This is a genomic window from Alicyclobacillus sacchari, from assembly GCF_004366795.1.
GTDB classification, from domain to species: domain Bacteria; phylum Bacillota; class Bacilli; order Alicyclobacillales; family Alicyclobacillaceae; genus Alicyclobacillus; species Alicyclobacillus sacchari.
In genome coordinates, this window is record NZ_SORF01000004.1 from 80465 (window position 1) to 93271 (window position 12807).

Here is a 12807-nt window from a genome sequence, read left to right on the forward strand (position 1 = left end):
ACTCGTCCGCTGAGAACTTTGCATTTCTTATCGATATGCACGCACTTCGTTCCATTCTATGCGGTGAAAGTGCAGGCTTGTGGCATGTCATAAAGAGGTGACCATCTATGCATATCGTTAGTCTCGGCGACTCCATCACGTATGGCGAAGGCGCATCCAGTCCAGCGCGGGCGTACCCGAGCGTGCTGACCGCACTGATGCACTCGCAACTTCCATCGCGATCGTGCTGCGATGCCATTCTCGCAGAACCTGGTTGGACAAGTGCGGATTTGCTCGCAGCCCTCGCTGCAGCGGGCGGTCAGCCCTTGGCCAATGCCCGCGCGATCACGATTTGGATCGGCGGAGACGATCTTGCGCAAGCCGCCTTGACCGCACTTGCGTCAGCTCGGAAATCCGTGCCCATCGCGCCACTGGTCACTCGCTACAAACATCATTTGACGGAACTTGTTCGAATTGCGCAGGCTGGCAGGGGGAAGACGGTCATCGTGTGCACACAGTACAATCCCTTTCCAAATAGCCCATTGGCAGTCGCAGCTGTCGCCACATTGAACGATGCCATCGGTTCCGTGGCGGCGGCTACCGGAGCCGCGCTCGCGCCGGTAGCCGACTGGTTTGCGGGCCGCCAACGCGAACTCATTCGCCACTACCGAACCGGTACGCTCGCCGACGTCGGGCGGGGTCCCGCTCCGGTTCACCCAAATGACAGAGGGCATCGCGTGATAGCGGACGGGCTTTATCGAATGTTGGCACCAATCGTTTCGCGCTGACATAGGCTAGGGCGCATTGCCCTTTCCACAGTCGGAGGTGAACGCCGCTTGCTGTCATTCGCCTTGGCCGCTGCTCTGATGCGAGACATCGTGCTCGCCACCGGATTTGTCAATCAGTCGTTTCCACAACCGCTCAATAAGGACGATGAGCAGAAATATTTCGACTTATGGCGCAAACACGGCGACAAACGGGCGCACGATCTGCTGGTCGAGCACAACCTGCGCCTGGTTGCACATGTCGCCAACGTGTCGTCGACACAGTCACCGCTTTCCGCTACAGCTCGATCCGCGGGTGAACCGTCAGACGCACCGATTCGCCTCTCGCATCCATGTCAACGCGATCGATCACAGCCTCGATCCACGCCCGCCGCTCTTCGAACTCCTCGGCGCTGGCCGCTAGCAACCATGCCTCCACCCGCTCGCGATCATCCTTTCCTTTTGCCGCCTCAACACGGTGCGCGATGCAACGCCTGCACACTTGCTCGCGCAACGCGTACCAACGGGCCTGTGTCTCGCGCTTGCGAGCCATGTACGTATTGGCATCGAGATCGCCATACGCATAGAGGGTTGCAAGGCGAACCTTGGCCGCTTGCAGCGTCGTCAATTGCGCCGCCATTTGCCGCAATTCTTCCGTTACACCGCCATGTACACCAGAACGGGATAAGCTGTCCCACACGTCATTCCAAACTTGACTTGTCACGATCCGATGAACCAGTTCACGCCAGACGAGTTGCTCGACAGCCGCAGCCGGCACGCGTTTACATCGGTAGGGGCAACGCGGCGCCTGCCTCCCGGTTTCCGGCGGCCGGCGATACCACCGCATAGCATCCCCCTCACTCTTCATAGTTGCCGAGCTATACCACGCCTGGCGACAAACGGAGCAGACGAGACACCCTGCAAGCAGATGACGTTTGGCTTTGCCCGTGCGCCCGCGCGCCCGCGCCTGCCGGCGAACATTCACGGCCTCGGCGAGACTGGGTTCGACGATGGGGGGTACTGGGATGCAGATCCAATCACTTGGCTGCCGCCAGCCCACCACGACGCGCCGACCCGAGCGCTTGATACCAGGGACTCTGCGCGCAATCCGCAAGGCTTTGCGCGTGGATCGTCGGTTGAAGTACCAGGTACCTGTGTACATGGGGTTGGCAAGAATGTGCCCAACGGTTGCATGTGACCAGGTCGCAGATAATCGCGTCTTCGTGGGCACGCCAAGTGCATCCAAGCGTTTGGCAATCGCGCGAAGACTGAGTTGTTCGTAGGCGTACCACCGATAAACCATACGCACGACGGCTGCCTCGCTCTCGACGATCACAAGCTTGCCGCTTTCATACCTGTAACCATAGGGATCGATACCGGTCGGCATGTACTGCCCACCTTTGGCGGCCCGCAGTTTGCCAGAGAGGGTCCGGCGGCGAATCTGCCTAAGTTCATATTCCGCAATACTGGAGATGATATGAAATAAGAGCACCGCCTCGTCCGACTGATCCCAATTGGGGACGTCGACAAAATGCAATTCCACGCCACATTGTTGCAATTCGCGAACAATGATGGCCTTGTCTGCAACGTTTCGCGAAAGCCGATCGGGATGTTTGATGACGACTCTAGCAATGGCGCCGCGTCTAGCGTCGTCCAGCAATGCCAACAGCGCCGGTCGTTCCATGTCTTCCCCGGAAGCCCCGGCTTCTTCGTACACCCGAATATCCGTTTGTGAGACGCCCAGAGCGCGTGCATAATGGATACACTGTTCGCGCTGTACCGCGAGACTATGCCCCTCCGCAGCCTGTACCCCTGTTGACACGCGCGTGTAGACGGCCGTCAGCATCGGCATCCCCCGCTTTCTCATGACTATCGACACGCCCTTGCGAACTTTGCCAGATGAGCTTAGAGAAGACCTGTTTTGCTTGTGCTGGGGAGATTGGCGAAGCCGGAGTCTTCCATTCCACGTAAAACAGCCGATCCATGTTGACACCCCCTTACCGGTTGTATGCGGGAGAGGAGATGTCCTAACACGAATCGGCTACTGGAGGGACGGCTGCCGCATGAAGGAGATCATCAGTTGCGATGAAGTGGCGCAGGTCTAGTTGGTGTCATCGTGTTTGGAACCCTTGCTACGCCGGTGTTCCCAGATGCGAAACCATACAAAAAGCACGATGAGCACGACAACGACGAGAATCAACAGCACGACGTGGTGTTTGAAAAACGGCCAGTACTTTGTGACAAACTCTCCAATATACCGCCCGGCAATGATGAATACGCCCGACCAGACAACAGCGGCAATGGTATTGAACACAAAAAACAACCAAGGCTTCATACGATTGATGCCAGCGAGGTATGGAATGAGGATGCGAACGCCAGCGATAAACTTTGCGATGAATACCACCCATAACTCGTAGCGCTGAAACCGTTGATTTGCTGCATCCAGCTTGGCCGGTGTAATGCCAATGAATTTGCCAAAGTAAAGGACGATAGGACGCCCGAGATACCACCCTATCATATAGGCAATGGCCGATCCAATGAGGTTGCCAAGGCATCCCGCGAGCCACACTGGAACAAGGTGAAACACGCCTTTCGACCACTCGATGCCGGAAAGCGTGAGGGTTGTTTCAGCAGGGAATGGAAAGCCAATGGCTTCAACGAGGATGATGAGAAACACACCGAAATATCCGTAGTGATGAATGATCTCCTGAAAGTGCACAGAGTCGCCTCCCTGGGCTGCTGCAAGTGACATTGTCGACGACACCAAGAAGTTTGATACGTCCGGCATTGATCAGGACGATTTGATTTCGATTGGCACGGTCGGCCTGATCAAAGCGGTGGACACATACCAGCCTGCAAAAGGCACAAAATTTGCGACGTACGCCGCACGATGCATTCAAAATGAGATTCTGATGCAATTGCGGGCGCAACGCAAAACCCGCAAGGACGTCTCACTGTACAGCCCCATCGGCACAGACAAAGAAGGTAACGAAATCACCATCTCCGATATTCTGTTTTCTGAGAGCGATTCCACAGAGGACGAGGTCAGTCGGAGAATGGAGATCGACGGCATGAAGAAGTTGCTCGATGTTTTGGACGAACGCGAGCGTCGCGTGATCGAACTGCGCTTCGGGCTCGTGGACGGCCACGAATGGACGCAAAACGAAGTGGCCGATTTACTCGAAATATCCCGTTCCTACGTATCCCGGTTGGAGAAGCGAGCGTTACTGAAAATGTTCCACCAGTCATACGCAGGCCAAGAGCGCAAACGAGCCTACAGGCATTCGCGCGCACAGCCGTGATCCAATCGCCGTCCGGATCAATGTCCGGACGGCCAGGTTCCGAGAGTGACTTCGACCGTCATCCTTTTTCCGTCGCGAAGCACCGCAAGCGTTATCTTCTGGCCGGGATTGTCCTCGTTGATATACGCGGTCAACTGTTCGATGCTGTTCACCGGCTTGCCGTCGATGCCCACGATGATGTCGCCATCACCTTTGAGAATGGTGTAGGGATCAGCCGTCTGATTGGCATTGTTCAACTTGTTCGCGTTGCTGTCGCCGCGCAAGCCCGCTTTCGCGGCAGGGCCGTCCTTTGTCGTCTCGGTCACGTAAACGCCAGACGCTACAGGCAGGTGCATGGCCTCCTGCATTAGATTGTCGATATCCATCCCCTCGATACCAAGCCATGCATGTGCGATGGGTTGACCAGACAGCAGCTTGGGTTCCAGCTGGACGAGCCTGTCAATTGGTATCGCAAAGCCGATCCCAATCGAACCTTCAATTGGACTCTCGATCAAGGTGTTGATACCGACGACTTGGCCCGCGGCGTTGAGCAACGGCCCACCCGAATTGCCGGGGTTGAGCGGCGCGTCCGTCTGAATCATGCCGTTCATGACGTGGCCGCTCGACTCGGACATGGATCGATTCAAGCCGCTGACGATCCCGGAGCTGACGCTGGAGGTGAGCTCAAACGGGTTGCCAATGGCAATGACCAAGCTGCCAGGCTGCAGCGATTTCACGGATCCGAGCGGCAATGGCTGCACGGAAGCCGGAGCAGGAATGCGGACAATGGCGAGATCGTCCAGCGTGTCGGCATTGAGCACGCGTCCGATGTACTGGCGATTGCCACTCGACACCTCGACCGTCTTGGCACTTCCCACAACATGCGCATTTGTCGCGATATCGCCGTTATCGTCGATGAGAAAACCGGTGCCAATATCCTCTTCGGCGCCGCTGTCCGTCGCTGATTTGCCCCCTGATACCGCCGTAATCGTAAAAATGCTGTTTTTTACACGGTTGTAGATATCCGTGACCAAGGTGGTGTTGTCCACACCCGGAATCGCGGTAGCCGAACTGCTCGTTCCCGAACCGTTGCTTGTGACTGAAGGTACGTATTCCACCGTCGTCTGGTGCCCGGAGCGGCTGATGGCTGCACCCGTCCAAATGCCTAACACATAGAACACCGCGAGACCGGCGACGATACTCGGCAACCACACCGCCCGCCTGCGCCGGCCGTCGCTCGGCCAATCGTCAAACTCATCGAAACGCCGCCCCATCGTGCCTCCCCCTTCCACAACCACATGTCGTTGCCTTCATTCTAACCATCCACCTTCCCATGCACAAACCAACGGAAGGTTGCGGCCAGCAAGACGATTCTCAGGCATTTGCCAGTATCGAGAGAATTTGCTGCAGCCGATTCGCCAAGTCAGGATCCGGCTTTTGATCGGCCGTCCTGCGTCCGTTCGCAATTCGCTCCCCGGCACTCCCATAATACGTGGCCAAGGCCGCTCCCAACTGCTCCTGACAACGTTCTACGAGCATATCGCCCCGCGTTTCAACGATCTCCTTCGCAGCCGCCATAGCGATCGGTTCTGTGGCCTCCATCATGGCGCCTTGTCCACCGCCTTCAAAGAACTGCTTGGCGGAGGCGAAGTGGCGGAAAAACGGCTCAAACAGACTGCTGTCAACGTGTGCTGGAGCGGCGTTGAGAACGTCATCGATCAAATGAAAGCTCCCTTCGGTGGCATCATCATGGCTCACACCGGCAAGCGACAGCCTTGCCATCTCGGCTTCCCATCGCGCCTCCTCGCCGGCCAAGGCTTCACTTGCCAAGCGTTCCGCGCGAAGCGCGAACGTGCGCAATTCGATGTCGATCCGCCGCCCAATCGCCGCCGCCAGCTCCGCCGCCGCTTCGCGCAACTTGTCCGCCGGCTTGCCAAGGCGAAAACGCCCCGGATGAAACGCCTCACGGAACAAATCCCGATAGGCAAAGCGCAGACGCTCACCGGCGTGAAACAACAGTTCGCGCAGTTCCTGTGCAAGGGGACGCGACAAACGCGCTTCACTATCCACGCGCGCAGCCTCCATGCGCTTGTTGAATGCATCCAGTTCACGGAGCCGGGACGCGCGTTCCTCGTCATCCGCCGCGATACGCAATTGTTCCTCGCGCTGTCGCGCTGCCACCTGCTCGCGCAAGGTCGCCAGTGTGCGCTTGGCCAAATCGGCAGCCAAGCTGTCTGCTGACGATTCGACATACTGGATGAGATCGGCCTGCAGACGATCGACTCCGGCGTACTCGCGCAGCGTGTCGAGCGACGTCGCATCTGGCTGCCAGCTGTCGTCACGCAAGCGCGATCGCGCCAGCGCCAACGCGTCCACATCGGCCGCATCGACCGCGAGCCGCCGCCCGGCTTCGGCCAATTGCGCAGAGACCTCGTACACTCGCGGCTGCCGGATGCCAAGGCGTTTGAGCTCGGCCTCGACGCGCGATCGCACCTGCCCGCGCTCTTCCTCACTGCTGGCGAGATCAATCGCGTTAATGGCCGCAAACAGCTTGTTCTGCTGCGAAACGTCCTGTACCCCGGCCAACTGTAACAGAAATTCGCGATCCGCCTGACTGAATGCATGCGTGTAGTACATGACAAACAAAACCGCGTCCGCCTCGCGCATATACGAGAAAGCGACATTGGTATGGCGCTGGTGGATGGAGTCGACGCCTGGCGTATCGACGAAGACGAAGCCGCGCTGCAAGAGTGGATCGTCGACCTCGACATCGACGCGACCGACATACGCCGCGTACCGCTCGTCAGCCGAAAATGCCCGCAGATCTTCAACACTGGCCACCCACGTCGTCCCGAGCCTATGGCGCATGTCTTCATAGCCGTCGCGCAGCGCCTTAAGGAAACGCACATGACGCCGATAGGCAACTGGGAACTGAGTGACAGTCAGGCGATCGATCTCCACCATCGCCGCAGAGAGATCACTGACCGGGCGATGTAAGGCTTGCAAAGTCGACTCGACGTCGCGCCACAGCTCCTCCTCGGTCTTCGCCGCAATCTGGACCTTCGCATCTGCTGCAAGCGCACCGCGAAGTTCTGTGACGGCCGCGGTGGTCGGACTTGGGGAAACGACGAGCAACGGCCTCCCCAAAATGGCGTTCAGCACCGACGATTTACCTGCAGAGAACGCGCCAAATACTGCAATCACCATCTGCTTTTGGGAAAGTCTTGCGATCGCCGTTTCGATGAAGCGGGAATCGATCCCGACAATACCGCGAACCGCATCCCGCAACTGCTCGAGGCGTTGGATCGACATCGATCGTTCATGCATCATACGGTTGGTACCTCCCCTGCCGCCACTGAGTCCAATGCACGCTGCTCGCGGGCGCATACGTCGAGATAAGCCTGCAACGCCGCACATCGGTCACTTTCCGTCTCGATTTGCGCTCGGGTCGCCGCTTGCTCGTCCTCGCACTTTGCGACACAGGCTGTGACAAACTGTTCGGCCAACGCCCCGGCCGCGGCTAAGGCGTCCCGTTTTACGCGAGCGACGACATCTTTGACGTATTGGTACGGATACTGCGATGAAACCAGCGCGCCAGGCTTTACGATGCGCGCGACATAATCGACGTCGACCTCGATAGAAATGGCGGCTGCACCATCAGCCAGTCGGGCGCTCGTGGCGGGATCGATGCCAGCCTGGCGCACATCGCTCGCAATTTGGTTGGCAAGTGGCGTCAAAAGAAAGTTCTGCACACGTTCCCCGATATCTCGGGCAAACGCCTCCGCGCGCCGCAGTCGCTCCGCCTCCGTCTTCTGTACGGATCGAAACAACCCGACCTTGAACTCCGGTCGTAAACTCTCGATGTAAAGGCGCCCCTTTTCGGTTGTTTCATAAGGTGCAATTTGGGCAAGTTCGATCAAACGCAGCCAGCTTTCCCGCGTAGCTTGAGCGCTATCGCGAACCGCCTGCGCGCTGGCCTCATACTGCTTCCGCACGCGTACAAGCTCTGCCGCTTCGCGCTCCAACCAGGAGGCCGCTTCGTCTGCTGATAGCGGCATGCTGCCACACGCCTTGGCGACAGCGGCGCCAGCAGCTTGCACAAGCGAATCGAAATGCGCCGTAACGCCCTCTTTGGCCACGTCGGCCAGACGGCGGCGCACGTTCTCCACGCCTCCGTCCGCCATGTGTGATTCGGCTTGCGCTACCAACCAACTCCGCAATGCAGGCAACTGGTTGTGCGGAGATTCGCCAACGGTGGTGAAGAAGATGGTGTCCTCCGCAACGCCGTAATCCGCAAGCACGCTGTACACGCTATCGGCAAACTGGACAAACGGCAGTTCCGACTCCAGATGCTTGTCAATTTGATGCACAACAAACGCCAATCGCTTGCCCTCTTCGACAAAGGTGTGCAGTAACTCAAGATTCTCTTCGGCTTCAACATGTTGATAATCCGCGACGATCACGACACAATCCGCCTGGTACAAAGCGTTCATCGTCGCCTCTTTGTGCCGCTCGTCAGTCGAGTCGATACCCGGGGTATCGAGGAACTGAAGCTGTCCGCCACTCCCAGGCAAATTCATGCGCACGCCTTCGACCTCTGCCGTCGTCGGATTGGCTCCGGTTTTCAGCTTTGTGCCTGACAATGCGCTGACCAAGCTCGACTTTCCGGCCGAGAAGAGGCCACAAAACGCCACGGTAAAGGTCGATTCGGCGGCCGGATCGGCCAATATATCAAGCAGCCGACGCGCATGCACGCCGCTGCCAACGCTCTCCAACCACGCTGCGATCCGCTCGTATTGGCGCCCCATTTCCAGCGTGGATTCCATCGTATTCGACATCTCTGACCAAAATCTCCTCTCCTGGCTCTGCTCTTTGTTCATGATACGTGAAAACTGCGTTTCACGCACGATCAGCCTTGGATAGATGCCGCAGTGCACGGTAACCGGATCGACATACGATATCAGAGAACTGACGTGCAGGAGGTGAGGGTTGTGCGACTTCAATCCATCATCAAATTCGGCGGACTCGCATTCGATATCGCAAGCGATGAGAAAGTACAACAACTTGCTGGCATGGTGCACAGCGGAGCAAAGCGCAGAGGCCTCTTGCAGCCGTGGATGCCCCCTGCACAAGGCCATCCACATATGCCTTACCCGCCCGCACATTGGCCGAAGAGCAGCCAGCCCATTCCGTTTGCACCGTCGCACGGATCGCCTGCTCCGGCATCCCACTCGCCAGTCAAGGTAGAACCGGCCAAGGCAGAGCCCGCTCCCGAGGAACAAAAAACCGCCGCGGCAGACGGCTTGAACCTCGAGAAATGGGTTAACATGGATAATGCAAAAAAAGTAATCGGGTGGATGGGGACTCTCAATCAGATGTTGAACAAACAGTGACGTCCCCAAAACCGCGAAAGGGCCTGGAGGTCATTGTATTGGATACCGGCACGCCATCGCGACCAAGTCTCTTCCTCTACCGCCTCTTTCGCCACGTGATGCCGCTCGCCCGCGCCGAACTCGCGCATTGGCGCGCGCGGGCTGCGGCCATTCCAGATCCCATGCTGCGCCGACAGGCCGTAGCCAGCATTGCGGACAAGCAGTTTCACGCGGACGGCGGAACGGTCTACGCCGCCGGTAATCAGCGCTACGCCCAAACGCTCGTCAAAGTCATTGTCGCACTGCAGACCATCAGCGATTACCTCGACAATCTTTGCGATCGCGCCAATGTCCTGGATGGCCCCACGTTTCGCCAATTACATTGGAGTATGCTCGACGCCGTGCGTCCGCATTTCCCTCTGCGCGAATACTATGGGCGCTGGGGCCAGGTCGACGACGGTGGATATCTGTCCGAATTGGTGCAAACGTGCCAACAGGGGCTTACACAATTGCCCTATTACTCCGTCGTGCAGCCCCAGGTCAGTTGGTATGTCGAGCGCTATAGTGAATTACAGGAACATAAACACATCCAGCATGCCATGCGGGAGCAACGGCTCATCGACTGGAGCACACCATACCTCCATCACTATCCGGATACGAAATGGTATGAATTCGCCGCCGCGACCGGTTCCACCCTAGGCATGTTTTCGCTGTTCTTAGCCGCAACAGAACCGATTGAAGCGGAAACGGTGCATCTCATTCACCAGCACTACTTCCCCTGGATCTGCGGCTTGCATATCTTGCTCGACTATTTTATCGATCTTTCTGAGGATAACGAGGCAGGCGACTTCAACTTTGTCGCATGTTATGGCGATCCGTCGCTGGCTCGGCACCGCCTCCGCCACTTTGCGAGGCAAAGTCGCCAGAACGCGGAACAAATTCCAATCGGCGGGCGCATTCATCAGTACGTGGTACAAGGGCTACTTGGTATGTATCTGTCTGATCCAAAAGTGGATCATCAGGCGGATGTACGCAAAGCCCGGCGGCTCGTGTATGCGTTTGGTCCCACATCCATCATGTTCTATCTGGCCACACACCTGTACCGCCGAATTGCCTGATCAAGCGCAGGGGCCCCTGCGGTGAATGCGAACGCGCACGGTATCTAAGATGCCGGGAATGGGCGCCCCAGGTTTTTCAACCTCAACCACGACAGAGCGAACCAGGGGAAACTGCGTGAGGACGGTTTCCGCAATTCGCTCCGCCAATGCTTCCAATAACCGCTTGGGCTCCCCTTCCACCACCTTTTGCGTCGCGGCAAAAACGTCAGCATAATTCACCGTCAAGCCGAGATCATCGGCTTCCCCAGCTCGGCGCAAGTCCGCATACAACCAGAGGTTGACGATGAAACGCTGACCGAGTTTCTGCTCTGCCTCGTACGCGCCGTGGTGCCCGTAAAAACGCATCCCCAGCAATGCGATTTCGTCCAAAGCCCCCACAGGTTCCCCTATGTTACTCACTCTCATCTGCCCCCTCGCGTTCATTCCCGATCCTCTCGACGAGTGCCGCAACTTCAGCACCAAATAACAGGATGATCAGTGCGATATACATCCACAATACGAGTAAAATGACGACGGTCAAGCTTCCATAGATGAAGTGGTAGGTCACGAGGTGACTCGCGTACAAGACAAACAGTGTGCGCGCGAGATCGAGCAAGATGGTCGCCGCGAGGGCGCCAAGAATGACGCTATTGACATCCACCCGGCGAGACGGCAGATAACGGTAGACGACAAAGCTGGTCACAAACAGGGACAAAGGGTAGAGAATGCGGGTTATCCCACGTAAACGCGATGCCCAGGCTGCAAGGAGCGAACTTGCAGGTACATGCAGGTGGACGACGGGGGAGATCGCGAGCGCGACGGAGCAGATCACCGCAAACGCGATGAGCAGGCACAACGTGACGGCCGCGACGATGCGACGTGCCAAAAACGAACGCTGTGCGGTCACTTCTAAAATGCTGTCCAAGGCCTGTTGCACGGCGATAAACGCGCTGGTTGCCGACCACGCGAGCGTGATCAAACTGACAAAGCCAGCGCGAGCTCCGACAGTCCCCAGCTTTTCGATGTAATCTTCGAGGAAGCGATTGGCATTCGAGACGTCCGGATAATAAGGCTTCAGTGCTTCCACCAGAAGTTTGACCACTGGTTGATGCGGTACGGCCAAGCTGGCCCCGTAGATGATCAGAATGAGAAGCGGAAACAGCGAAAAGATGGTGTAAAATGAAATCTGCGCGGCGAGCGAAGCAATGTCATGGCGAAACACGTTGACCAACAACTGCGTCAAAAAGTCAGCGAAGACTCGAACACGCGTGCGTACGCCCACCGCCCTCACTCCCGCAAGAAAAATTCCTCCGCAAGGCCAAACTTGTCCAGTAATGCGCCGCGCCACCCCGCATCAAACGGTGCCATGATGTCAATCCATCTCTCATCGTACGGGTGCCAGAAACGCAACTTGGCCGCGTGCAGCGCAATCTGTCCGCGTGTCGGCCAAGCGCCAAGCGCAGTGCCGCCATACCACGCATCCCCGACAATCGGCGCGCCTTGTGCCGATAGGTGCACTCGTATTTGATGGGTACGCCCGGTGTCAAGTTGTAATTGCAGCAGCGACAGATCCATTCCATCCTGCTCGCGCACAGCGAGCACCGCTATATGTGTACGCGCCGGCTTGCCCGTGGATGACACGCGATACTTACCACTTTGATGGCGATCGCGACCGATGGGTTGATCGATCACGCCCTCTCGTACGCGTCGCCCCGATGTGATGGCGACGTACGAGCGCTGGATGGCCTTATTGGCCAACTGTGCATCGAGCGCCCTCAAGATAAAGGCATGTTTTGCGTAGAGGACTGCACCCGTCGTCGGTCCATCCAACCGGTGTACATGCAGTCCTCGCCCACCGCTTGGTGCTAAGTAATCTTCGACCATGTCGTCGAGCGCGGTGACATTCGGGTCATCTGCATGAATGATGACGCCTGCCGGCTTGTTGACCACAAGGACGTGATCGTCCTCGTACAAGATGGCAAGTTCACGGGTGTTAACATAAGCGACGGTGTGGTTCGTCTGCTTTTCCCATGTCGGATCCGAGAGCAACAGGCGTGCACCCGCTGCAAGCTCGTCCATCGGTTTCGCACGTTCCCGATGGCAGGTGACCAGAGCGCGATCGAAAAGCTGATTGACGAACGCATGTGGAAGCCCCAATCGCTCATGCAAAAACCGCTCGACCGACCAGCCAGCTGAAGCCTTATCCAGGCGTATGCTTAACACGCCGGAACGAAATTGAACCTCCAACGCCAACTCTCCCCATCTTCATGCAGACATTGTCATTATGTACCATAGCAGTGTCCATTCAACCCGA

12 protein-coding genes are annotated in these 12807 nt (G+C 57.5%); 4 read left to right on the forward strand and 8 right to left on the reverse strand.

All coding sequences use genetic code 11. From position 1 onward, the window contains the following. The first annotated feature begins 107 nt into the window (after positions 1-107). A complete protein-coding gene (locus tag C7445_RS05380) occupies positions 108-767 on the forward strand; it encodes an SGNH/GDSL hydrolase family protein (protein WP_134159029.1) in 660 nt (219 codons plus the stop codon). Positions 768-1041: 274 nt separating this feature from the next. Here the strand turns inward: C7445_RS05380 and C7445_RS05385 are convergent, their stop codons facing one another. Beyond that, positions 1042-2610, reverse strand: coding sequence for a recombinase family protein (locus tag C7445_RS05385; RefSeq protein ID WP_341770529.1), 1569 nt, complete (start codon positions 2608-2610; stop codon positions 1042-1044). Between the two features lie 234 nt (positions 2611-2844). Beyond that, the gene (locus tag C7445_RS05390) at positions 2845-3462 is read right to left on the reverse strand and encodes a DedA family protein (protein ID WP_134159030.1); all 618 of its coding nucleotides are present in this window, start codon (positions 3460-3462) and stop codon (positions 2845-2847) included. Between the two features lie 31 nt (positions 3463-3493). Between C7445_RS05390 and C7445_RS05395 the strand changes: the two genes are divergently transcribed. Further along, positions 3494-4045, forward strand: coding sequence for a sigma-70 family RNA polymerase sigma factor (locus C7445_RS05395; RefSeq protein WP_134159031.1), 552 nt, complete (start codon positions 3494-3496; stop codon positions 4043-4045). Positions 4046-4062: 17 nt separating this feature from the next. Here C7445_RS05395 and C7445_RS05400 read toward each other — a convergent pair whose 3' ends face one another. From C7445_RS05400 to C7445_RS05410, 3 genes are all read right to left on the reverse strand, one after another. Continuing rightward, on the reverse strand, positions 4063-5298 hold the full coding sequence (locus C7445_RS05400) for a S1C family serine protease (protein ID WP_134159032.1): 1236 nt from the start codon (positions 5296-5298) through the stop codon (positions 4063-4065). Between the two features lie 100 nt (positions 5299-5398). Further along, a complete protein-coding gene (locus C7445_RS05405; RefSeq protein WP_166669008.1) occupies positions 5399-7354 on the reverse strand; it encodes a dynamin family protein in 1956 nt (651 codons plus the stop codon). After that, complete coding sequence (locus C7445_RS05410) at positions 7351-8862, reverse strand: dynamin family protein (protein ID WP_166669009.1); 1512 nt, start codon at positions 8860-8862, stop codon at positions 7351-7353. The genes C7445_RS05405 and C7445_RS05410 overlap by 4 nt, the downstream gene beginning before the upstream one ends. Positions 8863-9015: 153 nt before the next feature. On the opposite strand from C7445_RS05410, the gene C7445_RS14535 reads away from it, so the two are divergent. Together C7445_RS14535 and C7445_RS05415 are read left to right on the forward strand one after the other, a co-directional pair. Next, a complete protein-coding gene (locus C7445_RS14535; RefSeq protein WP_166669010.1) occupies positions 9016-9417 on the forward strand; it encodes a hypothetical protein in 402 nt (133 codons plus the stop codon). Between the two features lie 38 nt (positions 9418-9455). Further along, complete coding sequence (locus C7445_RS05415) at positions 9456-10514, forward strand: tetraprenyl-beta-curcumene synthase family protein (protein WP_208320843.1); 1059 nt, start codon at positions 9456-9458, stop codon at positions 10512-10514. On the opposite strand, the gene folB is transcribed toward C7445_RS05415, so the two are convergent. Genes folB through C7445_RS05430 form a run of 3 tightly spaced genes read right to left on the reverse strand, consistent with a single transcriptional unit; the run spans position 10515 to position 12740 of the window. After that, positions 10515-10913, reverse strand: a complete 399-nt coding sequence (gene folB / locus C7445_RS05420; protein WP_279586205.1) for a dihydroneopterin aldolase — start codon at positions 10911-10913, stop codon at positions 10515-10517. It lies immediately after the preceding gene. Further along, positions 10906-11775, reverse strand: a complete 870-nt coding sequence (locus C7445_RS05425) for a YihY/virulence factor BrkB family protein (RefSeq protein ID WP_243834976.1) — start codon at positions 11773-11775, stop codon at positions 10906-10908. Before C7445_RS05425 ends, folB begins: the two co-directional genes overlap by 8 nt. 5 nt (positions 11776-11780) lie before the next feature. Then, positions 11781-12740: an RluA family pseudouridine synthase gene (locus tag C7445_RS05430; protein WP_134159037.1), complete on the reverse strand. Its 960-nt coding sequence runs from the start codon at positions 12738-12740 to the stop codon at positions 11781-11783. Positions 12741-12807 lie beyond the last annotated feature (67 nt).